Raw genomic sequence first — 23,969 nt, forward strand, 5'->3', positions numbered from 1 at the left:
ATTATTTTTGTAATTAAATTGACTCACCAGTCATTGACTTGTGAGTCAACAAGGATTATCATTGCTCCTGCATTAGAAAATCTGGGTGTGTTAGGCGGTCGCGACACACGCTAGGGGGAAGTCACAATGACAACAACAGCACCATTATTAAAAATTTCGCATTTACAAAAACGTTTTGGCAAGTTTCAGGCGTTGAAAAACATTGATTTTGCCATCTATCCCGGAGAAGTTTTTGGCTTTATTGGACCGAACGGAGCGGGAAAGTCGACGACAATTCGTGTCTTATTAGGAATCTTGAAAGCGAGTGGCGGTTCGGCCACGATTTTCGGCGAAGATGTCTGGCAACACAGTGTTGCGATTCATCAGCACATTGCGTATGTGCCCGGGGATGTTTATTTATGGCCGAATTTGAGTGGTGGTGAGATTATTGACCTCTTTTTAAAACTGAATGGCGAAAAACATTCGGCTAAAACGGATGCCTTGATCAAGGAATTTGGTCTTGATCCGCGTAAGAAAGCTCGAACTTATTCGAAAGGCAATCGACAAAAGGTTGCGTTGATTGCGGCTTTTTCCACGGATGCTGACTTTTATATTTTTGATGAACCAACGTCTGGGCTAGATCCATTGAATGAGCAGACGTTTCAAGAACACGTTTTGAAGTTAAAAGCGCAGGGGAAGAGCGTGCTACTTTCGAGTCATATTTTATCCGAAGTTGAGAAGATGTGTGATCGGATTGGTATTATTCGGGAAGGGGCGATCGTTGAAACGGGGACCTTGGCTGAGATGCGCCATTTGACGCGCACGACGATCGAGGTACAAACGGTGAAACCTTTGACCGAGTTGGCAACGTTGCCAGGAGTTCACGGTTTAACGACGAAACACGGTGAAAATCACGTTAGCTTAGCGGTAGATGCGGACCAATTGTCGGCAGTGATGAGTTACTTAACGGCTCAAAAGTTAGTGACATTGACCAGCACACCCCCAACTTTGGAAGACCTGTTCATGCGTTATTACGAATCGCCAAATGACGCACGGGCCACTGATGGGAAGTGATTTGTGATGTCAGGACAATTATTTAAACGAACCGGGCTACTGATTCGCCTTAATTTAAAACGTGACTGGACGAAAATTTTGATCTGGACGATTGCTTTGGCAGGCTTATTTACCGCCATTGCAGCGAAATTCGATGGCATCTATGGCACACAAAAAGCAATCGATACAATCGTGACAACGCTGAAGTCACCCGCCATGGTGTCACTATTTGGGGCTTTTACCGCGAAAGCACCCTATAACACGGCTAAAATATTTGCGACTGAAATGGTCGTTTTCATGGCGTTGATCATGATTGTGATGAATATCATGTTAGCGGTGGCGACAACTCGTGGTGAAGAAGATGACGGCCTTTTAGAGTTAGTCCGGGCGCACTCGGTTGGCCGCTTAGCCCCATTAACGGCCGGGTTCGCGGAGTTGACTGGGTTAAATCTCGTCATCGGTATCTTATATGGCCTTGGTCTGCAAGTGGCTGGCATGCCGGGGGCGGATACGGCTGGTAATTGGCTGATTGGCTTCGGCCTAGCTGCGATGGGCTGGTTGTTCGGAATGTTGACACTACTGGTGGCGCAACTAGCGGATAGTGCGAGTGGTACGACCATGCTGAGCTATGCGATTTTTGGTGTCATGTATGTGGCGCGAATGAGCACGGATGTCAGTGATCCTAAAACAACTTGGTGGGTACCATTTGGCTGGATTGAAAAGCTAAGCGTTTATCAGAATAATAATTGGTACCCGGTGTTGTGGATGATGCTACTAGGCCTTGCTTTGGCCGGCTTAGCGGCATGGTTGAATGCTCACCGAGATTTAGGTGCGGGTCTCTTAGCGACTCGTCAAGGGCGACGAACCGCGACGCCCTTCTTACGCGGCCCCGCAACCTTATTATGGCGACAGTCAAGAGTCAGTGTGTTTGCTTGGACCCTAGGTAGCTTAGCATTGGGTGCCTCTTATGGCTCGATCTTTAATACGATTGGTGATTTGGCCAAAAGTAACCCAATGATTAAGCAACTTTTAGGAGCAACGGCCTTGGCTGCGGCTAATCGGGTCATCGTGAAGAATTTCATTGCCGTTTTAGCCATCGTTGTTGTGGTTGTGGCACTAATTCCAGCCGTTCAAACGATGCTGAAACTGGTAAGCGATGAGAATAAAGGCTATTTGCATCAATTATATGCTACGGCAACCTCACGTTGGCAGGTTTGGGCCAGCTATACCAGTTTCGCGTTAGCAGAAGCGGTCCTCGTTTTCTTGGCCGGTTTAGTTGGCATGTACGTGACCGGGGCAAGTGTTATGACTGATCCAATCAAATGGGCCACCTATTGGCGGGTCCTATTGGCTTATCTACCAGCCATGTTTGTGATGATCGGGTTTGCAAGCTTTTTGGCGGGATGGTTGCCAAAATGGCGTTACTTAGCCTGGGTTTGGGTCCTTTATGGGTTCTTCTCCCTCTATTTAGGCAGCCTAATCAAGTTACCGATGTGGGCGAAAAAACTGACCCCGTTAGGCTTTGTCAATAAGGTCCCTATGAAGGCGATTGATTGGTCAACCAACTGGTGGTTGCTAGCGATAACTGTGCTAATATTAGTGATAGCAAGTATTGGCTATCGCCAGCGCGATTTGGCGCAGTAGCAGAAAGGCAGGCGGGCAATGGCACGGAAAGAAACGCCCAAAGACCCCGAAAAGGTCACTCGAATTCTAGCAGCCGCCACGCATGAATTTGCTGTACATGGTTATACGGCGGCCAAGACGGATCAAATTGCGGTGGTGGCACAAGTTTCAAAAGGGCTGATCTTCCATTATTATGGGAGCAAACAACAACTGTATTTTCAGACAGTGGTGGCAGCAACTGAGCGCATCAAAACCGAGGTTAATCCGCAAGCGTTCAAGACACCAGCGGATTTGGTGACCTTAGTGGTTCGCAGTACGAAATACAAAGCCGAATTTGGCCGGCAACATCCTGATGAAATGCGCTTGATGATCAATGCGTACGGTAATGTTGACAAGCTACCGGTCAAGATTCAAGGTGAATTGCGAGAACTATATGCCCAAAGCTTACAAGTATCACAAGTTTTGATCGGCAAAGTGATCGAACGGCTACCCTTACGACCGGGAGTGGATCGCGAAACTGTGATTCAGTTAATTATGGGAGTCTATCAGCAAATCTTTGCGGAGTTTCAGGCACACATGGCCGTTAATCCGGATGCTGAAACAATGCTAGATGCCCAATGGATTGTTGATCGTGCCAAACAGTATATGGCAATCTTGGAAAATGGCTTTGTGCAACCAGAATAGCTTGAACTCGTCGCAATCCTCAGAAAAGAGTCAAACAACTTAGGCTAGTCACTATTTGGAATCGTCGAGTGGTGGCTAGTCTTTTTTGCTGGCGAGAAAATGGTCATAAATTGTGTGAAACGATAAAGTTTGGCCGAGAGATAACGGCTTTTTTCGCAAATTGTGGTAAATTAGAGCTAGTAAATCAATGAAGCGAGGTCGCGGGATGGATTTGAATTTAACTGCTGAACAACAAGCGCTATGGCAACATTTAACTAACTTTAGTCAGGAAAAGTTAGCGCCACTGGATGCACAATTAGCGCAAGGACGTCAAGCGAGTGCCGAAGCCTACCAATTGTTAGTCACAGAAGGCCTGCCTGAATTAGGCTTAGCACAGCCATTTGGCCTAGAACTTGATCTCTCCACACAAGCTTTGGCGGTAGCGGCAGTGGCGCAGGGCTCGGTAAGTGCCGCGGTAATGCTGGCGACAACTTGGGTCACAGCCACTGCGCTAACGCTATACGGCAAGCCAGCACAGTTTGCTGAAACGCTACAAGCTGCCAAGACGAAGCCGTTAGCGATTGCGGTGACGGAACCAGATGGCGGTGGTCGACAGGCCAGTCAAACGAGTGCCTCAAAGCAAGCCGATGAGCATTGGTCACTGGTCGGCGATAAAAGTTTTGTGGTGAATGGTGGACAGGCGGCTGCCTATTTAGTTTTGACGCGCACTTTTCGTGGCAATCACCTCCAATTCTTAGTTCCAGCCACGCAAAAGGCTCTCAGAGTATTAGAACCCGTGCAGTTGGCGGGCTTGCCCGGTGTCCCAGCGGCGACAATACGCTTAAATGGGGTGTCGGCGACAACGTCACAAATATTAGGCTATCAAGATCAAGGCATGACCATCGCGCGACATATCGATGCCTTAGCCCGTATCTTTATCGGTGCCATTAGTGTGGGCGTGGGGCAACGAACGTTGGCTGTCGTGAAACGCTATGCTCATGAACGCGCGCTTGGTAAAGGCCTTTTAAGTGACGAGCCATTGATTCAACAACAGGCTGGTGAATTGGCAATACGGTTGCACACCAGTGAGCTGTTAACTTGGGATGCCGCTCAGCGGGTCGATCAAAAGCAAGACTTTGAAGTTGCGGCCACGATGGCGGCAGTCACAGCGGCGGAAAATAGCCTGGTAATGACGCAACAGGCTGCCCAACTCATTGGCGGGATTGCTTATACTAAGGCGTTGCCACTGGCTCAGCTCACGGGTGAAGCCCAAGCGCTGGGGATGATGACTGGGGCTAAAGCCCAATTGACACGTCAAGTGGGGTGGCATGCTCTCGGAATTGATGAACGCAAACAGCTGACTGCGGATCAACCGGTGGCGGTTGCGAAACGACTTAAAGTAGCTGATTTGCACCGCGTCGTTAAAACGCTCCGATTAACGGAAGATGTTCCCGTGACAGTTGGTTCGATCAAGGCTGCTAAACGGTTGATCGTGCTTGGCCAAGGTGCCTTAGAACCAGCGGTGTTATTGCAAGCCCAACAATTGGCAAAATGGATTGGCGCGGCAGTTGCGGTGACACAGCCGTTGACCAAATTAGAGCAATTTAGTCAGAATCAATTGATTGGTATTGACGGCGCGACGGTCGCCCCTGAAGTAATTATTAATATTGGTATTTCAGGTGCAGAACAATATGTCCTTGGGATGACAGGCGCGAAGCATATTTTGTCGGTAAATCCAGACGAAAAAGCCCCGATATTTAAAGTCTCTCAGCAGGCATTTGTTGGGACCGCTGCGGATTTTCTTACTGGCATGATTGCAGCATTGAATTGAAAGTTAATATTGTGAACAATGAGCTAACTGAAACTTAGTCAGCTCTTTTTTATTGACTAAATATGAAAATAAATACTTACCATAAAGGGGTTCCGTTGGTTAGTTAACTCATGTTACAATTAATTCAACACTTCACAATATCAAAAATATCGTTTTGGAGGGGAATGTTATGAAGACACGTGGGTTGGCATTAATGGCCAGTTTGACCATGGTAGTAGCAAGCTTGGCTGGGTGCGGGAATACTAGTTCAAGCAGTTCTAAATCAAGTCGTCACAGTAAAAGTGCGACGTCTAAAAAGACTGAGGTGACTTCTGGGGCGTCGAAGACCCAATATTCGTCAATGAAGGATCTCAAGTCCAAATATGACGTGGTTATCATTGGTGCTGGGGGTGCCGGCATGTCGGCGGCCTTGGCAGCTAAAGAAAAAGGCTTGAAGCCAGTTATCTTGGAAAAGATGTCTGTCGTCGGTGGGAATACCTTGAAGGCGTCATCGGGGATGAATGCTTCCGAGACCAAGGTCCAGAAAAAAGCTGGCATCAAGGATTCTAACGAAAAGTTCTATCAGGAAACCTTAGCCGGTGGCCATGGCACCAATGACAAAAAGATGTTACGGTTCTTTGTTGATCATTCGGCGAGTGCGGTCGATTGGCTGGACGGCATGGGAATCAAGCTGACGAACTTAACCATTACTGGTGGCATGAGTGTTAAACGGACGCATCGGCCAGCGGATGGGTCAGCAGTCGGTGGCTATTTGGTTAGTGGCCTGTTAAGAAACGTTAAAAAGCAATCGATTCCAATTTATGTTAATGCGGATGTTAAGAAAATCAATGAAGCCGCTGGAAAAGTTTCTGGTGTGAAAGTCACGTTTGATCAAGATAAGACTAAAACGATCAGTTCTAAGGCCGTCATCGTCACAACAGGTGGTTTTGGAGCTAGCAAAGCGATGATCAAGAAGTATCGTCCTGATTTATCAAAATACGTCACGACTAATCAAGCCGGTAGTACCGGTGATGGGATTAAAATGATTACCGACTTAGGTGGTTATACCGTTGATATGGATAAGATTCAAATCCATCCAACCGTTTATCAAAAGCCACCGTACTTAGTTGGTGAAGCGGTTCGTGGTGAAGGCGGCATCTTGGTGAATACCAAGGGTGAACGTTTCACGAACGAAATGGGCACACGTGATGTGGTGTCCGCCGCAATCAACAAGCAACCGGATCAATATGCCTATGTCGTATTCGATGGTGGCGTTAAGCAGCGTGTCACCGCGATTAATCAGTACGAAAAGAAAGGGATGGTTGAATCAGCGGCCACCCTGGGTGATTTAGCGAAGAAGTTGAATGTTTCAAGTAGTGAACTCGAAAAGACGGTCACAACATGGAATGACGATGTGAAAGCTAAGAAAGATGGCCAGTATGACCGGACGACTGGGATGGATCACCAGTTGAATACACCGAAATACTATGCGATTAAAATTGCGCCCGGCATCCACTACACGATGGGTGGCGTGAAGATTAATCCAGAAACGGAAGTCTTGAAGCAATCTGGTCAAGCCATTCCTGGACTCTACGCGGCTGGTGAAGTGACCGGTGGCCTGCATGGTGACAACCGAATTGGCGGGAACTCCGTCGCAGAAATCGTAATTTTCGGGCGTCAAGCTGGGACTCAAGTTGCCAAATATGTTAAATAGGTAAGACAAAAATGAGTCTGGGACAAAACCCCAGACTCATTTTGGTATTCCTAATATTTATAGCCGAAACGTGGAACAAAAGGCTGCGACCTCCGCTTAGCTACGAAAGTCAAACGATTGAAAATACCAATCATTCGACTTTCTAGGCTATGCTCGGTAGCAAAACGCCTTTTGTCCCACTCTCATTTTTATTTGGCGTTAAACCGGGTTGTCAGTTGGTTAATAATGGGTACTCTGAACAGTAGCACGAGGACGGTCGTATAGACTAAGTAAGAGACGATTTCTTGAATGAACCGCGTCGTCAGTAGCGCTGACCACGGCGTCATATACATGATGTGGAGCCAGAGACTGTTGAGTAAGAGATTCAAAATGAATAGCACGACAAAGTTGGCTAGCAAAATACGGGTTAACGAGGTGCGTTGTTGAAAGGCCATCCCGAAAACGAGGCCAGTTAAGAACGCGGTCAAAATGAAGCCGGGGAAAAAGGTGAATTTAGGAAACAAGACCATGCCGAGAAAGTAAGCCAGCGCAGTGCTGCCAGCGGTGACCAGCGGGGAAAATAGGCGAGCCGTGATAGCAATCACCACAAAAGTGAAGGCAATTTTAGTCGTGAGAAATTGTACCGACAACAGACTATTGAGCATAATTTGCATGGCGGTTAAGACGCCGAGCAGTGTGATTGATTTGACGGGTGTGTGCGTGTGGGTGGACATGTGTTTTCCTCCTTGAAGTTGATAGTTTGATTAGTATTGTACTGGAAATGGGTGGATAATACTAGGGTGAATTTGTTAACTAGTGGTGTTCGTTAACTGATTTTGCTACACTTGGCATGTTTGTTGTAACGAAAGGTGGCGAGTTAATGGAGTATTTACATGAAATGATTAAATCTACTAGTCAGTTACCGGTAAAGATGTTTACGTTTCATTCAACTAATCCAAAGCGAATTATTCCCAAACATTGGCATTTGAGTTCCGAACTACTGTATTGTTTGTCAGGATCTTTAGTGATTTGGAAAGGTTCAAAGCAATATATATTGCATCCCCAAGATGTTCTCCTAATCAATCCAAATGAAATTCATTCAACACAAAGTCCTGAACAAAACCATATTTTAGTGATTCAATTTCCAATAGAATTTTTACAAAAGGTCACTAACGGTAAATTTTATAGAGCATTTGAGTTTAACCTCAATACAATTGCTTCGAGAAAGCCAGCTCAAGATCTGTTACCTATCCTTAATCGGCTGAGTGCTTTCTCAAAGCAATATACAATTATTGATAATTTGCATGCTACAGCAGCCATTTATGAATTAATAGCACTGCTATGTACAAATTATATGATTGAAACGCCACAATCCAGCTTAAATCGAGCGGGCGACTTAACTTTATTAGGAAATATCACTGGCTATATTCAACAGCACTACCAAGAATCATTAACACTATCACAGGTGTCGAGCCAGTTCGGCTATTCGGCAAGTTATTTTTCGAAGCTTTTTTCAAACCGAATGAATTTGACCTTTTCAGATTATTTACAACAGCTTCGGTTAGATGTAGCCAATGATCGTTTATTGAATTCAAACGAAACTTTAATTAACATCGCCTTTGATGTTGGCTTTTCCAGCTATCGTAATTTTTATAATGCCTTTTATACGAATTATCAGATGTCTCCGACTAAGTATCGAAAGCGCTATCAACATGACAAAATCTTACATGTTTAGTCATAACAGATAGCAAGTATTGGTAATCATTATCCGTTATTCTTTAGGAGGAATGAAAACGATAACAAAAGGAGATCAATCTGATGAAGAAAATGCAATCATTTTTTGAAAGAATATCACCAACCTTAAATAAGATTGGTAATAACCGTTATTTACTGACTATTATGGAATCTATGATGGCCACATTGGGACCAATTATTCTAGGATCATTAGCTGTGCTATTATTAGTATTCCCAATTAAGGCTGTTCCAGCAGCCATCACTGCATGGGGATTTACCCCAATTTTAACTTCAGTTAATACTTTTACAGTTGGGGCTTTAGCACTTTACATTGTTTTCCTGATGGCACGTAATTTAGTTGGGAACTTTTTGCCAGATGATAATGGATCAGCCGCAGGAATTATTGCGCTAATGTCATTTTTATTTGTTACGCCAATGGGCAATATCGTTGCCAAAAAAGTGACGACAACGGCTTTACCTTCAACCTGGTTAGGCTCACAAGGGGTTTTTTCCGCAATGATTATTGGGTTGGTTGTTGGTCGGCTATATGTTTATATTCGGCAACACAATTGGACAATTAAGATGCCAGAAGGGGTACCACCAATGGTATCGAATGCGTTTGCGGCATTGATTCCAACAGTTGTCATTGGTTTTCTGTTCATTCTTATTGCGCGGCTGTTTGCATTTACGCCATACGGTAATATGCATCAATTTATTTATTCAGTTATTCAAATCCCGTTACGTGGACTTGGCGGTTCTATTTGGGCAATGATTTTAGTTAGTCTGTTAATGCAATTATTATGGTTCTTTGGAATTCATGGTACCAATGTCCTTTTGCCATTAGTAACACCAATTTGGTTATCAATGGATATGGAAAATCTAAGTGCAGTTTCACATGGTCAAGCACCTCAAAACATTATTGGCCTAGCATTCTTTAATGTGGTGACTTGGAGTGGTTTAGCGCTTGGTTTGGTATTATTGATGCTATTTGCTAAGAGTAAACAATACAAAGATTTGGGTCGATTATCCGTGGTGCCAGCCTTATTTGGTATTACTGAACCGGTTATCTTCGGGACACCATTGGTTTTGAATTTTGATTTCGCAGTACCATTTATTTTCAATAATACAATTGCGTTAATTATCGCGTACTTGGGAACAAAGATGGGCTTAGTAGCAACCTTTATCGGTGCTCAAACAGTCTTTGGACTACCATTAGGTTTCTTTGCGGGTGTTGAAGGTAAGATTTCAATTATTGTCATGCAATTGGTCATTCAATTAATTGTTTCACCACTTCTATGGTATCCATGGTTCAAGCGTGCAGATATGAAAGCATACAAGGCGGAAACGAGTAGTGAGGGGTAACTGATGGAAGACAAAAAATTACATGCAGTATTAGATCATTTAACGTTACAAGAGAAAATTGGACAATTGATTCAATTGCCTGGTAATTTCTTCGATGTACACACAGCAACTACTGGTCCAGAAAAGAAGTTAGGAATTGATGCTGCCGTAGTCGATATGTGTGGCTCAGTTTTAAATGTTGCCGGTGCTGAAAAAACACGACGAGTTCAAGATCAGCATTTGAAGAAAAATAAAATTCCACTATTATTTATGTCTGATATTGTTTACGGATTTAAAACAATTTATCCAATTCCACTGGGTTTAGGTGCGACTTGGGATCCTGAATTGATCGAAAAAGATTATCAAAATACGGCTGATGAAGCAAAGGCCAGTGGTAATCAAGTTGCTTTTGCACCAATGGTAGACCTCGTTCGAGACGCACGTTGGGGTCGGGTCCTGGAATCAACGGGAGAGGATCCCTTATTAAATTCACAATACGCTAGTGCTATGGTACGAGGATTTCAACATAATTTTGATGCTAAGCATGGGATTGCGGCCTGTGTAAAACATTTCGCAGCATATGGTGCCGTTGAGAGTGGCAAGGAATACAACTCGGTTGATATGTCAGAACGTGAGTTACGTCAAAATTATTTGCCATCATATAAGGCAGCAGTTGATGCAGGAACCAAGTTAGTGATGACAGCATTTAATACGATGAATGGTGTACCGATTACTGGTAATAAGTGGTTGTTGAAGGATATTCTTCGTGATGAATGGGGATTTGATGGCATAATCATCAGTGATTATGCGGCAGTTGCCGAATTGGTCAATCATGGATTTGTTCCTACTAATCATGAAGCTACTGAACAAGCTTTCAACGCTACCGTAGACATTGATATGAAATCACCATGTTATGCGAATGAGCTTCAACCGTTATTAAAGGAAGGCCGTATTGACGTACAAAAAATTGACGAGGCCTGCTGGCGGGTGTTGAAGTTGAAGAACGAAATGGGCTTATTTGAAGACCCATATCGTGGTGCTAGTGTTGAAGCTGAAAAAGAACAATTAATTACGCCTAAAAAGCGTGCATTAGCACGAAAAACGGCTAATGAAGCTAGTGTCTTACTTAAAAATGATGGGATCCTACCATTATCTTCAGATCAAAAAGTTGCTTTAATTGGTCCATACAGTAATAGCCAAGAGTTGATTGGCCTTTGGGCAGTTCATGGCGATACTAAAGATGTGATTAGTATTGAAACGGCCTTTAATGAAAAAGTTGATGCTGGTCATCTAAGATCAACATTAGGAACTAGTCTCATGGCAGCAGATGATAACTACCAAGGAATGGGAATGAGCGAATCCCAATTCAAGCAAGCGATCTTATCGTCGGATGAACAGAAAAAAGAAGATCAAAAAGTAGCCGAATTGAGTGCTTGGGCTGATGTTGTTGTGATGCCAGTGGGTGAACATACTGTTCAAAGTGGTGAAGCAGGTAGTCGTGCAAATATTAATTTACCAGCACAGCAAGTTGCTTTAATTCATCGTGTTGCCAAATCTGGCAAGCCAATTGTTTTGGTGACGATTAGTGGTCGACCTTTGGTTCTTTCGGATGTTGAAACCGACGCGAGTGCCATTTTACAAGCTTGGTTCCCAGGAACTGAGGGCGGGCATGCGATTGCTGATATTATTTTTGGAAAAACGAATCCATCAGGCCGACTCTCAATGGGCTTTCCACGCAGTGTTGGTCAGTTGCCACAGTATTATAGTCATTTGAGTACTGGTCGGTCACCATTAACTTCTGGGCATAGTAGTCGTTATATGTCGAAGTATACGGATGTTAAAGATGGCCCATTATATCCATTTGGCTTTGGGTTGTCTTATCATCAAGCTGAATATCGAAATTTAACGTTAAGTCAAGACAAGATGATGGCTGATCAGACGTTGCAAGTTTCGGTTGAGTTAGAGAATAGCTCAGCAATTGCTGGTACGGAAACAGTCCAACTATATTTGCAGGATGTGTTTGCGAGTGTTGTTCAACCTGTGAAAGTATTAAAAGACTATCAAAGAGTGACCCTAAAAGCTTACGAGACCAAGACAATTGTATTTACAATCACCGCCGAGATGTTACAATTCTACGGTCAACAGAATCAGTTGACGATTGAACCAGGTCAATTTAATGTATTTGTTGGGAATAACAGTCGGGATTGCATGAAAACAAGCTTTGAGTTTATCTAAAAATTTCAGCCGAGGATACTAGTCAAATATGATTGGAATTCTCGGCTTTTTTGGTGCAATAAAATATTTTTGAAAGTAATTATCCGTTAAATTAACTGCGCTGAATTTTGGGGCATAAGCTACTTTCAATACAATATCTTTACAAAATCATGATAGTCCTCAAACCACATTGCGCTATGGTTAAGCTAATCAAATGATTAGTGGAGGGTGACAAATGAGTAATATCGTTCAAGTGGGATCACTGCGATTGACAATTCTAACCACCAAGTTAATCCGAATTGAATATTCAGAGACGGCAGTTTTCGAAGACCAGTTCACGCAATTGGTTCAGAATCGTGACTTTGCACCATGTGAATTTACGGTAGTGAAGTCATCACAACAACATGAACTTGAAATTATCACGACTGGTTTTCATCTATATTACGATGGTGGTCATCCGGCCGAGGGAAATCTGTATATTGACGCCGCACACAACTATAGTACTTATGACAGTCGTTGGTTCTTTGGCGATCGGGTGGCGAAAAACTTAAAAGGGACCATCCGAACACTCGATAAAGCAGATGGTGCGGTGCCACTGCCGGATGGGTTAATGTCAAAAGATGGCATTAGTGTTTTAGATGATTCTAAATCGTTCACGTTGATGGGAGCGCAAGTTGTTCCACGACAAACGGTTGAAACCGATTTGTATTATTTTGCTTATGGTCGTGACTACCAAACGACGCTTAAAGTTTATTATCAGCTTACGGGATTACCACCCCTCATTCCACGCTTTGCATTGGGCAATTGGTGGAGTCGATTCTATCGCTATACCCAGCGTGAATACTTGGATTTGATGACGAAATTTGATCAACGCCAAGTTCCAATTAGCGTGGCAGTCTTAGACATGGATTGGCATCCAACTAAGATTCCCGCTAAGTATGGGAGTGGTTGGACCGGATACACTTGGAATCAGGACTACTTTCCAAATCCCAAAGCGCTATTACAAACGCTACACGCACAAGGCCGCAAAGTAACCTTGAATGTCCATCCGGCTGCCGGAATTCGGGCTAATGAAGCTTGTTATCCAGCAGTTGCACGACAACTACAGTTAACGGCGGGCCAGCCAGCCCTTTTTAATTTGCAAAATGCGGCCTTTAAACAAGCCTACTTCGAGCTGGTCCATCGACCGTTAGAACAAGCTGGGGTTGATTTCTGGTGGCTCGATTGGCAACAGGGTGGTGCCCGCAGTCAACGTAAAGTCGATCCACTTTGGCTGTTGAACATCGATCATTATCAGGATAGTGCCAAGCAGCATGCGGGAACCGGTCTGATCCTATCACGTTATGCTGGTCCGGGCAGTCACCGCTATCCAATTGGTTTTTCGGGTGACACGGTGGCTTCATGGGCTTCCTTACAGTTCCAGCCGTACTTTACCGCAACGGCAACTAACATTGGCTATACGTGGTGGAGTCATGATATCGGCGGGCATATGCATGGGGCTTATGATGCCGAATTGAGTTTACGCTGGTTACAATTAGGCGTCTTTAGTCCTATCTTGCGGTTACACAGTTCTAGCAACCCATTTATGAGTAAAGAACCTTGGAATTATCCGACTGAAATCGCGACAATGATGATTCAGTTCTTACAACTACGGGCTCAGCTCCTCCCATATCTTGATAGTGCTAATGAGGATACGCATCGTGCTGGAGTGCCACTGATTCAGCCGATGTACTATGGGCATGGGGATGACGCGCAAGCTTATCAGGTGCCAAATGAGTATCAGTTTGGTCCGGCAATGATTGTTGCACCCATTACAACGCCGGTAGTGTCACAGACTCAGCTGGCTAGTACGCCGGTCTGGCTACCGACCGGTGAATGGGTTGATTTCTTTACTGGTTTGCGCTATCACGGCAATCGGTATTTTCAAGCGTATCGTGAACGACAAAATCTGCCGGTCTTTGTCAGAATGGGGTGTATTGTGCCATTGAATCCTGATGTGATGGCACCAGCTGGAGATTTGCCAACTAACTTAAAATTGAAAATTTTTGTTGGGGCACAAGGAACCTACAAACTGGTTGAACATCAGGGCGCTGCCACTGCAACGACAACGTTTATTTGGCATGATGCTGAACGTCAACTGGAAATAGTTGTGATAGATCCACAACAAATTATCCCAGCGGATCGTCAATATGACCCCCAATTAGTTGGGGCGACAGGCACAGCGGTTATGACCGACAATCAAACGATCAGCTTTGAGGATTTTGCTGTGCGGGGTAAAGATGATTCGGTGATGATAATGCCTTTAATTCAACAGCGATTACAATTTGCTAATTTGCCGTTTGATTTAAAACGAGATATTTGGCGAACACTATCATCAGGCATAAGCAAAGATCGGTGTTTGGCCTACATTGCCACGCTAGAAAACGCTAGTCTGCAAGGCATGCTAATGGAATTGTTCACTTGTGTTTATTAAATTAGCCTAGTCACTATATAGAATAGTAGCAACGAGAGTTCCCAGTTTTTTGGAATTCTCATTGCTACTATTCTTTTAATTTACTTCAATGAATCATTGCAAAACTATTCGTTTACAGCTTAGATGGCGTAACAATTAGGCGACTCACAAAGTATTAATTGAATTATAAATAAAAGTTACGCAATTTTATGCAATCGCTTGCAAAAGCGATGGAAACGTTTTATATTAAAGCGTGTAGTGTAATTCGGATTGGAGGAAGTAAGATGGCAACCATTAAAGATGTTGCTCAACGTGCAGGGGTTTCGCCATCAACGGCGTCGCGGGCGTTGCATGGGAGTAAAATTATCAGTCAGCCCACGCGTGCTAAGGTCGTTAAAGCGGCTCGTGAGCTTGATTATGCACCGGATTTTAACGCGCAAAATTTAGCAACTAAAGCCAGCAATACTATCGGGGTAGTGTTACCTGTTGACCATCATGAAATCTTTTCAAATCCATTCTTTTTGGAAATGATTCGTGGTATCAATGAAGTTTGTAGTAAACATGGCTCAATGACCACGCTGGCTACGGGGATTTCTAGTGATGAATTGGTACATAGTATTGATGTCATGATTGCGCAGGGGCATATTCGTAACTTTATTTTGTTGTACTCAGAAAAAGATGATCCGGTTGTTGAACGACTGAATCAATTTGATGTCCATTATGTCGTGATTGGTAAGCCATATCATGATGTTAACCGTATCTCATACGTCGATAATGATAATGTGCAAGCTGGCACGGATGCTGCCCAGTATTTGCTTGACCATGGGCATCGGCGAATTTGTTTCTTGTATTCAGACCTCTCAAAAATGGTTCAAGGTGACCGAATGTTGGGTTATCAACGCGTGATGATGCAGCACCAACTGCCCAACATTATGCTGTCAGAACGCTTTGAAAGTCATGAAGCGGGTGTGCAAGCGTTGCAACAATTTTTCAAGCAATATCCTGATGTCACGGCGTTTGTTGCTGTTGATGACATGATGGCGCTGAAGTTGCAACAAGTGTTGCATAACGATCCAGAGTGGAAAGTTAAACAGTTTTCTCTAATGGGCTTTAACAACTCGATCTTTTCAGAACTCGCTCATCCAACATTAACGTCAATTGCGGTATTTCCGCAACGCTTGGGTGAAGAGGCGGCGAAAATTGCGATTGCAGATCGTCCTAAAGATGAGTTATCAACGGCGATCATTGTGCCACATCAAATTATTAAGCGACACTCTGTTCATCAAGTGAAAAAGTTATTATAGTCGATGGCCAGTGTCTCGTAGCGTTCACATTCAAAATAGGTTATTAATTGTCCGCCTCCGTGGACTAGCATGTTCGCCGTGGGGGCAGACCTGCAGCCAAGAACCGGTCTGCAGGGCGCTTTCAAGCCGGAAGCCCACGTCTTAAAAGTCGGCCAGACACTAACCTGGGGAAATCACCCAGCTAAGTGTCTCGACACGGCGAACATACTGGTCCGCTTCGACGTTGGATGATGGTTTATGATCAGAGAGAGATTGGTTAGCTTATTATCTCCGAAAGCCAATTGATATTAAGTCTGCTGCTCAGCGCAGGGCGGGCTGGATGATGCTCAGTGGTGAAGTTTTCCTTTGCTGGTGAACTTCCAGCTTAGGAAAAGCCCGGCTTGTGAGACCGCTCTTTGGCTCACAAACGTGGCCACCACGTTCCAGCATCAAGCCAGACCAACCGGAGCGGCAAGTTAGGCGGGCACTTACAAGTAAACGCAACGATACACTAGTTTCGTAACCGACGACTAAAGGAGGAATTCGTTCATGGCAACATTAAATGATGTCGCCCAACGTGCGAATGTGTCAAAGATGACCGTGTCACGGACGATTAATCATCCGGAACAAGTTCGCCCTGAATTGCGGGCAACGATTTTTCAAGTGATGCATGAGTTGAATTATCAACCTAATGCGGCTGCCCGGGCCTTAGTGAGCCGTTGTACGCGGGTCGTTAAACTGACAATTTTCGAAGATATGGACACGACTGAACCGTACTATATGATGCTGTTAGCTGGCATTGCCAACGAACTGAATCGACATCAATATGCGCTGCAATTGGCGACCAAGAATAGTTATGAAGTCGGTGAATGTGACGGCTATATTTTAACGGGAATTCGTGATGAAAATTATGCTTGGGTTCGTCAGCTGCAACAGCCAGTCGTTTTCTTCGGTCGTAATTTGCAAGGGTATGACTATGTGGACACGGATAATTATCAGGCGATTCGTGATAGCACCACGTACGCGTTGCAACGCGGTTACCTGCATTTGATCTTTATTGGGATTGATGCGGATAAACCGTTTGAGTTGGATCGTGAACGCGGCTTTCGTGACTTGATGGCCCAACATGGTTTAGCAGCGACCGTCGTGCGATTAGCGAATCACGGTCATGTTGCGACCGATTATATTAACCAACACTGGTCGGAATTTGAGCCGAATACGGCTTTTATTTGCGCGAGCGATCGGTTAGCAATTGGAATTGAAGACGGGATTCTGTTACAAGGTGGGCGCGTGCCCGCTGACTTTGGGGTGATCGGGTTCGATGGCATGCTATTGAATCAAGTCGCGTCAAAACGGTTGACGACGATGAAACAACCACTGGAAGCTATGGGGCAAGCTGCAGCTAAATTACTGCTCACTAAGATCAAACAGCCTCAGCCAGCACAAGAAAAAATAATTATTAAGTCAAATTTGTCGGTCGCGGAATCGACACGGTAAGGGAGTTTACAGTATGAGTAAGCATTGGTATGACCAACAGACGATTTATCAAATTTATCCGAAGAGTTTTAATGATAGCAATCATGATGGCATTGGTGATATTCCTGGGATTACGGCCAAAGTACCTTATTTGAAAAAGTTAGGGATCACAACGTTGTGGTTGAACCCAATCTATCAGTCGCCACAAGTTGATAATGGCTATGATGTTTCCGACTACTATCAAGTTGACCCAAGTTTGGGTACGATGGCGGAAGTTGAAACGCTGATTAAAACCGTGCATGAACATGGGATGTATCTTATTTTTGACTTTGTCCTGAATCACACCTCGGATCAGCATCCGTGGTTCAAAAAAGCGATTGCCGATCCTAAAAGTCCTTATCGTGATTATTATTTATGGCAAGATCCAGCGGCAGATGGTGGCCGGCCGAACAACTGGGGGTCATTTTTTGGTGGTAGCGTTTGGGATCTAGATCCCGCTGGCACGGGTCAGTATTACTTCCATTTATTTGATAAACGGATGCCTGACTTAAATTGGAAAAATCCAGCAGTCCAGCAAGCGATGCGCGATGTTGCTGAATTTTGGGTCGAAAAAGGGATCGATGGCTTGCGGTTAGACGCCTTTATTCACTTGGCTAAGGCAGACTTCCGGCAAACTTATCCGAGTGAGACTGGTGATCAGACACCTATTATTTCCGATATGTTCTATGCCCATTTACCTAAAGTGCATCAATATTTGCATGATTTTGTGGCGGCAATTAAGGCTAAGTATCCGGAAACCTACGTGGTTGGTGAAGCTTCCTCGGCTGATCCTCATTTGATGGTCGATTACACTAAGCCGGGGACGGATGAATGTGATAATGTCATCACGTTCAAGACGTTTGCGGATGACGATTCAGTTAATGATCCAAGTTTTACTGACACGTTCCAACCGCGCCCAATGGCCGTTACGACGTACAAGCAGCATACGGTCGGGATTCAAGCAGCATTAAAGGGCGTTAGTTTACCCACCCTATATTGGAACAATCATGATATGGCGCGCGTTGCCACCCGTTATGGGGATGTCAACTATCCGAAGCAGAGTGCCAAGTCATTAGCAACCGTGCTTTATTTACAAACGGGGATTCCAATCATCTATTATGGTGAAGAAATTGGGTTAACGAATATTCGCTATACCGATTTGGACGATTTCGAAGATCAGACCGTACCTGAGTTTGCGGCGAGTGCGAAAGCAGCCGGTAAAACGGATACCGAAGTATTAACAATGCTAAATAAGACTCACAAGATGGCTGGCCGGGGCCCAATGCAATGGGATGCGAGTGCTTATCATGGTTTCTCAGATCACTTACCATGGAAACATGGTGCAACGGATGAGATGAATGCTGCTGCCGAAGCCGATGATCCCGATAGTGTGCTCAATTACTATCGTCAGTTATTGACATTGAAGCGCCAAGACTTATTTGCGACCGGCCAATTCATTATGTTGCCAAGCAATGATCAGCTATTCACCTATGAAATTGATAACGGTCAACAACAGGCTGCAATCGTTTGCAATCTAACGGCCAACGAACAAACTTATACGTTGCCATTTACGGCTAAACAAGTTTTGTTAGGCCAAGGCGGTGCGACGGTATCGCAACGGACAGTTAAGTTGCCAGCTTGGAGTAACTTGGTGATTCAAGCCTAATATGCAATGAAATGCATGACTTTTCATAATTGGTCTATATATAATAACGTTAATATTAATAAACGATTAGAATGATTTTTTGATAAATCGGTCTAATCCTTACAGCGACAATAAATCCCAGCATTTTTCATGGCTGGGATTTATTTATTCGTAAATTTTGTTAACGTTAACATTACGAAAACGCTTGCGAAAGCGTTTGCACAGTTGCATAATAACTTATGTAAACGAATTAAGTTATCCGCAAGGAGGAAGAACTATGAGTACTTGGAAGAAGTTGGGGATGGGTGTCTTAGCCACTGGCTTGGCACTCACGCTTGTAGGTTGTGGTAATAGTAAATCATCATCGTCAAGTTCATCAAAGATGGATAAGACCTTGAAGGTATCTGCTGATCCTTCATATAAATCATATATGAAGTCAGTAATACCTAAGTTCGAAAAGAAATACAATGTCAAAGTTAAGGTTTCATACAAGGCCATGCTTGATGAAGACGATGCTTTGAAGTTGGATGGCCCATCTGGGAAAGGGCCCGATGTTTTAATGGCACCATACGACCGGGTTGGTCAAATGGCGTCACAAGGTCAATTGACAACGGCTAAGTTAACTTCTGGTCGTTACAATGCTACTGGTAAGAAGTCCGTTACATACAAAGGCAAAGTTTACGCTGCGCCAGTAACGATTGAATCTGATGTGCTCTATTACAACAAGAAATTGTTGAAGAACGCACCTAAGAACTTCACTGAATTAGAAAAATTAGCTAAGGATAGCAAATATGCTTATGCTAATGATAAGACTAAGAATGTGGCCTTCTTAACACAATGGACAAACTTCTATAACTCATTTGGTGTGATCAAAGGTTACGGTGGTTATGTCTTCGGCGACAACAACACCAATTACAAGAAGATTGGTTTGAACAATGCTGGTGCCGTTGATGGGTTAACCTACATGACTAAGTGGTTCACGAAGTACTGGCCAAGTGGGATGCAAAATGTTACTTCAAACGAAAACTTTGTCACTCAGCAATTTACAACTGGCAAGACTGCCGCTGTTATCGACGGCCCTTGGATGGCTGCAACTTACAAGAAGTCTAAAGTTGATTATGGCGTTGCCGTATTACCAACTTTGACCAATGGTAAGGATTATCAAGCGTTTGCTGGTGGGAAAGCTTGGGCTATCTCAAACTACAGTAAGCACAAGACCGCTGCACAAGCTTGGTTAGACTACATTTCTAACAATGCTAACCAAAAGACCTTCTATAAGAAGACCGGCGAAATCCCTGCTAACACGGTTGCACGTAAATCTGCTTCCGATAGTGGCGATGCCATGGCAGCTGCCGTATCAAAGCAATATGATAAAGATGTTCCTTTGATCAACTTGCCACAAATGGCTGAAGTATGGACACCAGCTCAAACGATGATGACCAATGCTGCGGCTGGCAAGATGACACCAAAGCAAGCTGCTAATAAAGCAACTAAGACTATCAAGACGAACATTTCACAGAAATACGATAAGTAGTCGATCAACTTAAATAGTTCGAAGGGGGCTGAAACAAAATTCGTTTTGTCTCAGCCCTTTTCAAAAGAAAAAGTGCACTTAATTTAGGATTTATTCGGAAAGGGGTACGGGCGACATGCAGAAAAAAGATGTTAAAAAAGCGCAACGCCTGTCAATTATTCCCGGCCTAGGGCAATTTTATAACGGTCAAACGATCAAAGGTATTATGATGCTGGTCATCTTGGCTGTCTTCATTGCCGAATTTGCCTTAGTTGGGGTTAGTGCGTTTGCTAACCTGGTTAGTTTAGGTTCAGTATCAATGGAAGATAACTCCCTGTTCATGATTATTTATGGGACGTTACAGATCTTAGTCACCATTGTCTTCATCGTGTTCTACATCGCGAACTTATACGATGCTAAACACGTCGCTGAATTAATTAACAATGGGAAAAAAGTTTCACATACGTTTAAAGAACTTGGCTCTAATCTGTTGGGTGGCGGGTTCGCTTACCTCCTGACGACGCCAGCCTATCTCTTGATGATTTTCACGATTGTCTTCCCAGTCGTGGTCACCTTACTGATGGCGTTCACTAACTATGACTTTGCTCACATTCCACCGGCAATGCTGTTGGATTGGGTTGGTTTCAAGAACTTTACGCAAATGTTCTTCTTGAGTAGTTACCGAGCAACCTTCAGTGCGGTCTTTGGTTGGACCGTTATCTGGACCGTTTGCGCGACAACGTTACAAATTATTATCGGGATCGCCACGGCGGTTATCGCCAACCAGAAATTCATTAAGTTCAAGCGGATTTTTGGGGTTATCTTCCTATTACCATGGGCGATTCCAGCGTTCGTTTCAATTATGAGTTTTTCAAATATTTTCAACGATTCCGCTGGTGCGATCAACGTGCAAGTCATTGGCTTATGGAACACCTTAGTCCCATTTGCTCATATTGCACCAATCCACTGGATGACGGATACGTTCTGGACGAAAGTTGCTATTATTATGATTCAAGGCTGGTTAGGGTTCCCATATATTTACGTTATGATTACTGGGATCTTACAAGCCATTCCGGACGATTTGTATGAAGCTGCCACTCTAGACGGTGCGACGGTCATGCAAAAATTCCGCAAGATTACGTTGCCAACGATCTTTGCGATCGCGGCACCAATCTTCGTAACGCAATACACGTTTAACTTCAATAACTTCTCGATGATCTATCTGTTTAACCAAGGTGGTCCCGGTGATGTCGGTGCCAACGCTGGTGGGACGGATATCCTGATTTCTTGGATTTACAAATTGACTACTGGGACGTCACCGCAATACTCACTTGCGGCTGCTGTTACCTTGATCATTTCTGTCTTAGTCATTGGGATTTCGTTGATTGTCTTCAAGAAGACGCACGCATTTGAAATGGAGGACTGATGTTATGGATAATACAGCAGTAGCACCTAAAAATGCCAATTCAAAGCAAAACACCGCGCGTCGGCATCGTTTCTGGAAGCAATTCTGGACCTACTTTTACATGGTTATCTTGGGAATCATTGTTATTTATCCCGTTTTAATCACGTTTATCACGGCGTTTAAAGATGCCAACGTCCAAGCTTTCGTTTTAGACTTTGGTGGTAAATGGACTTTAGCCAACTTCAAAACGTTATTTACCTCGACGCTTTATGGTAGCTGGTACTTGAACACGATGGTCATCTCCATTTCATGTATGGTCATCCAAGTTATCGTTGTTACTTTAGCCGGGTATGTATACAGTCGTTACCGCTTTGCCGGTAAGAAATTCAGTTTGACCTTCTTCATCGTTATTCAAATGGTCCCAACGATGGCTGCTTTGACGGCTTACTACGTTTTGGCCAACATGTTAAATGCGTTGGATCATTACTGGTTCTTAACCGCAATTTACATTGGTGGTGGGATTCCACAAAACACTTGGTTGATGAAAGGTTACTTCGATAACGTCCCTTACGATTTGGATGAATCCGCTAAGTTGGATGGTGCCGGAAACTTCAAGATTTTCTGGTCGATCGTCTTACCATTGGTTAAACCAATGATTGCTGTCCAAGCCTTATGGGCCTTCATGTCACCAGTGCAAGATTACCTGATGGCGAAGTTCTTATTGACTTCCGAATCGCATTACACGGTTGCCGTGGGGTTACAAACGTTCATTAACAACGCGCAGAACCAACAAGTCGTCTTATTCTCGGCTGGTGCCATTCTGGTAGCCTTCCCAATCGCCGCCTTGTTCTTCTACCTACAACGATTCTTCGTTTCCGGCTTGCTTGCTGGTGGTAGTAAAGGTTAATTTCCGTCCACTATCCGCCGTGACGGGCTGGAACGCTGTGGGCAGCGACTTTAAGCCGGAAGACCACGTCTTAAAGCTCGGCCTTCCCTAAGGCGCCAAGAACGCACCTAAGGGAATTTCACGGCTGAGCCCCGGCTCCTAGTGGACTATGATCCAAATATTCATAACGTTGACAGATATTCAGTTAATTATTATGAGCTGGTGTTGGTTAGGCCGTTGTTCCACCGCGTAGCTGTTTGATCAGTAGCAGTGGCAAAGAACTACTCAAAAAATAGTAGAGGTGAATTTTGATGCAGACAACAAATAAAGGAACGGTTGCGTTTCCAGTTCGATTTTTTGGCAGCCTCTTCTCACCTCGAAGAATGTTTACGAATCGAAATAAATATAATTGGTTACAAATTATCGTTTTGTTTATCTTCTTAACGGCCGTGATGGTGATGCCGATTCCGTTTTATTATAATCACCAAACGAATTTTAATCTCGAACCGTTTTTACCACAGATCGACAAAATGGCAAAGAGTGATCAGATGCAAACGGCTTTAACTAAAATGACCTATCAAGATCGTGAGTTTAAAGACGTGCAGCATCAAGTGATTATCAAGACTAAAACGAATGTGGCTGGCTTTAACTTGACCAAAGCAGATCGTGCTGGTCGCAAAAATGTGATCAACTTACATGCCACGGGCTTTCAAATCAACTCAGTCGGTAGTGAGTTCCAAGCAAAATATGCCTCCAGACACCAAGTCCGCAAAGATGCGCATGCTTTTCTGGTTGATTCTTGGTATCAGAGCAACAAAGTCATGATCGGTCTCTTCATGTTAATGACTTTGGGGATGATCATCGTTGGGGTCAACTTGATTCTAGTGAATGGGGCGGCAGTCTTCCTGCTACTCTCACGGCACAATAAAATTACTGATATTCGCAATTTCCGTGAAGCGGTCAACACCACGCTCGCAATGATGGGTATCGGTAGTCTGATTGCGATGGTGATTGGCTTAATTCACTTTGATGTCACAATTGAATTGACCGTTCAATCCTTGAGCCTCGCATTCGTGGTCTTATGGGTTTATATGAAAACTAAGTTTAAAGATGTTGATAAAACAGCGTTGATGTAAATTGTCGGCAAGTAATAAAGATAG

General features: G+C 44.0%; 17 protein-coding genes. 16 read left to right on the forward strand and 1 reads right to left on the reverse strand.

All coding sequences use genetic code 11. From position 1 onward, the window contains the following. Nucleotides 1-126 precede the first annotated feature (126 nt). The 5 genes from RA086_RS00690 to RA086_RS00710 all read left to right on the forward strand — a co-directional run bounded on the left by RA086_RS00690 (nucleotide 127) and on the right by RA086_RS00710 (nucleotide 6,842). Complete coding sequence (locus tag RA086_RS00690; protein ID WP_308702010.1) at nucleotides 127-1,053, forward strand: ABC transporter ATP-binding protein; 927 nt, start codon at nucleotides 127-129, stop codon at nucleotides 1,051-1,053. 6 nt (nucleotides 1,054-1,059) lie between these two features. Beyond that, complete coding sequence (locus RA086_RS00695; protein WP_308702011.1) at nucleotides 1,060-2,676, forward strand: ABC transporter permease; 1,617 nt, start codon at nucleotides 1,060-1,062, stop codon at nucleotides 2,674-2,676. An 18-nt stretch (nucleotides 2,677-2,694) separates the two neighbouring features. After that, nucleotides 2,695-3,339 (forward strand): TetR/AcrR family transcriptional regulator, encoded by a 645-nt coding sequence (locus RA086_RS00700; protein ID WP_308702012.1) that lies wholly within the window; start codon nucleotides 2,695-2,697, stop codon nucleotides 3,337-3,339. Nucleotides 3,340-3,544: 205 nt separating this feature from the next. After that, nucleotides 3,545-5,149 (forward strand): FAD-binding protein, encoded by a 1,605-nt coding sequence (locus RA086_RS00705; protein ID WP_308702013.1) that lies wholly within the window; start codon nucleotides 3,545-3,547, stop codon nucleotides 5,147-5,149. A gap of 169 nt (nucleotides 5,150-5,318) precedes the next feature. Then, nucleotides 5,319-6,842, forward strand: a complete 1,524-nt coding sequence (locus tag RA086_RS00710; RefSeq protein ID WP_308702014.1) for a flavocytochrome c — start codon at nucleotides 5,319-5,321, stop codon at nucleotides 6,840-6,842. A 188-nt stretch (nucleotides 6,843-7,030) separates the two neighbouring features. On the opposite strand, the gene RA086_RS00715 is transcribed toward RA086_RS00710, so the two are convergent. Continuing rightward, complete coding sequence (locus RA086_RS00715; RefSeq protein WP_308702015.1) at nucleotides 7,031-7,555, reverse strand: folate family ECF transporter S component; 525 nt, start codon at nucleotides 7,553-7,555, stop codon at nucleotides 7,031-7,033. 146 nt (nucleotides 7,556-7,701) lie between these two features. Here RA086_RS00715 and RA086_RS00720 point away from each other — a divergent pair, with 146 nt between their 5' ends. The 11 genes from RA086_RS00720 (at nucleotide 7,702) to RA086_RS00770 (ending at nucleotide 23,945) form a co-directional block, all read left to right on the forward strand. After that, nucleotides 7,702-8,556 (forward strand): AraC family transcriptional regulator, encoded by an 855-nt coding sequence (locus RA086_RS00720; protein ID WP_308702016.1) that lies wholly within the window; start codon nucleotides 7,702-7,704, stop codon nucleotides 8,554-8,556. Nucleotides 8,557-8,639: 83 nt separating this feature from the next. Beyond that, entirely contained in the window at nucleotides 8,640-9,917 is a 1,278-nt protein-coding gene (locus RA086_RS00725) for a PTS sugar transporter subunit IIC (protein WP_308702017.1), read from the forward strand. A gap of 3 nt (nucleotides 9,918-9,920) precedes the next feature. Further along, nucleotides 9,921-12,131, forward strand: coding sequence for a beta-glucosidase BglX (bglX, locus tag RA086_RS00730; RefSeq protein WP_308702018.1), 2,211 nt, complete (start codon nucleotides 9,921-9,923; stop codon nucleotides 12,129-12,131). Nucleotides 12,132-12,345: 214 nt separating this feature from the next. Further along, nucleotides 12,346-14,583, forward strand: coding sequence for a glycoside hydrolase family 31 protein (locus RA086_RS00735; protein ID WP_308702019.1), 2,238 nt, complete (start codon nucleotides 12,346-12,348; stop codon nucleotides 14,581-14,583). 263 nt (nucleotides 14,584-14,846) lie between these two features. Then, entirely contained in the window at nucleotides 14,847-15,866 is a 1,020-nt protein-coding gene (locus RA086_RS00740) for a LacI family DNA-binding transcriptional regulator (protein ID WP_308702020.1), read from the forward strand. A gap of 528 nt (nucleotides 15,867-16,394) precedes the next feature. Further along, nucleotides 16,395-17,342: a LacI family DNA-binding transcriptional regulator gene (locus tag RA086_RS00745; protein WP_308702021.1), complete on the forward strand. Its 948-nt coding sequence runs from the start codon at nucleotides 16,395-16,397 to the stop codon at nucleotides 17,340-17,342. A 13-nt stretch (nucleotides 17,343-17,355) separates the two neighbouring features. Further along, entirely contained in the window at nucleotides 17,356-19,026 is a 1,671-nt protein-coding gene (locus RA086_RS00750; RefSeq protein ID WP_308702022.1) for an alpha-glucosidase, read from the forward strand. A gap of 256 nt (nucleotides 19,027-19,282) precedes the next feature. Further along, nucleotides 19,283-20,539, forward strand: a complete 1,257-nt coding sequence (locus RA086_RS00755) for an extracellular solute-binding protein (protein ID WP_308702023.1) — start codon at nucleotides 19,283-19,285, stop codon at nucleotides 20,537-20,539. 115 nt (nucleotides 20,540-20,654) lie between these two features. Beyond that, nucleotides 20,655-21,944: a carbohydrate ABC transporter permease gene (locus RA086_RS00760; protein WP_308702024.1), complete on the forward strand. Its 1,290-nt coding sequence runs from the start codon at nucleotides 20,655-20,657 to the stop codon at nucleotides 21,942-21,944. A 100-nt stretch (nucleotides 21,945-22,044) separates the two neighbouring features. Beyond that, complete coding sequence (locus tag RA086_RS00765) at nucleotides 22,045-22,830, forward strand: sugar ABC transporter permease (protein WP_308704387.1); 786 nt, start codon at nucleotides 22,045-22,047, stop codon at nucleotides 22,828-22,830. 290 nt (nucleotides 22,831-23,120) lie between these two features. Next, complete coding sequence (locus RA086_RS00770; RefSeq protein WP_308702025.1) at nucleotides 23,121-23,945, forward strand: DUF1189 domain-containing protein; 825 nt, start codon at nucleotides 23,121-23,123, stop codon at nucleotides 23,943-23,945. Nucleotides 23,946-23,969 lie beyond the last annotated feature (24 nt).

This window comes from Lactiplantibacillus brownii, from assembly GCF_031085375.1.
Taxonomy (GTDB): domain Bacteria; phylum Bacillota; class Bacilli; order Lactobacillales; family Lactobacillaceae; genus Lactiplantibacillus; species Lactiplantibacillus brownii.

Excerpts from the sequence above, each read along its gene's own strand:
- RA086_RS00695 (WP_308702011.1), top strand. The coding sequence starts at position 1,060 with ATGTCAGGACAATTATTTAAACGAACCGGGCTACTGATTCGCCTTAAT.
- RA086_RS00735 (WP_308702019.1), top strand. The coding sequence starts at position 12,346 with ATGAGTAATATCGTTCAAGTGGGATCACTGCGATTGACAATTCTAACC.
- RA086_RS00740 (WP_308702020.1), top strand. The coding sequence starts at position 14,847 with ATGGCAACCATTAAAGATGTTGCTCAACGTGCAGGGGTTTCGCCATCA.
- RA086_RS00750 (WP_308702022.1), top strand. The coding sequence starts at position 17,356 with ATGAGTAAGCATTGGTATGACCAACAGACGATTTATCAAATTTATCCG.
- RA086_RS00705 (WP_308702013.1), top strand. The coding sequence starts at position 3,545 with ATGGATTTGAATTTAACTGCTGAACAACAAGCGCTATGGCAACATTTA.
- RA086_RS00710 (WP_308702014.1), top strand. The coding sequence starts at position 5,319 with ATGAAGACACGTGGGTTGGCATTAATGGCCAGTTTGACCATGGTAGTA.
- RA086_RS00745 (WP_308702021.1), top strand. The coding sequence starts at position 16,395 with ATGGCAACATTAAATGATGTCGCCCAACGTGCGAATGTGTCAAAGATG.
- RA086_RS00770 (WP_308702025.1), top strand. The coding sequence starts at position 23,121 with ATGCAGACAACAAATAAAGGAACGGTTGCGTTTCCAGTTCGATTTTTT.
- RA086_RS00725 (WP_308702017.1), top strand. The coding sequence starts at position 8,640 with ATGAAGAAAATGCAATCATTTTTTGAAAGAATATCACCAACCTTAAAT.
- RA086_RS00715 (WP_308702015.1), bottom strand. The coding sequence starts at position 7,555 with ATGTCCACCCACACGCACACACCCGTCAAATCAATCACACTGCTCGGC.
- RA086_RS00760 (WP_308702024.1), top strand. The coding sequence starts at position 20,655 with ATGCAGAAAAAAGATGTTAAAAAAGCGCAACGCCTGTCAATTATTCCC.
- RA086_RS00700 (WP_308702012.1), top strand. The coding sequence starts at position 2,695 with ATGGCACGGAAAGAAACGCCCAAAGACCCCGAAAAGGTCACTCGAATT.
- bglX (WP_308702018.1), top strand. The coding sequence starts at position 9,921 with ATGGAAGACAAAAAATTACATGCAGTATTAGATCATTTAACGTTACAA.
- RA086_RS00720 (WP_308702016.1), top strand. The coding sequence starts at position 7,702 with ATGGAGTATTTACATGAAATGATTAAATCTACTAGTCAGTTACCGGTA.
- RA086_RS00765 (WP_308704387.1), top strand. The coding sequence starts at position 22,045 with ATGGTTATCTTGGGAATCATTGTTATTTATCCCGTTTTAATCACGTTT.
- RA086_RS00690 (WP_308702010.1), top strand. The coding sequence starts at position 127 with ATGACAACAACAGCACCATTATTAAAAATTTCGCATTTACAAAAACGT.
- RA086_RS00755 (WP_308702023.1), top strand. The coding sequence starts at position 19,283 with ATGAGTACTTGGAAGAAGTTGGGGATGGGTGTCTTAGCCACTGGCTTG.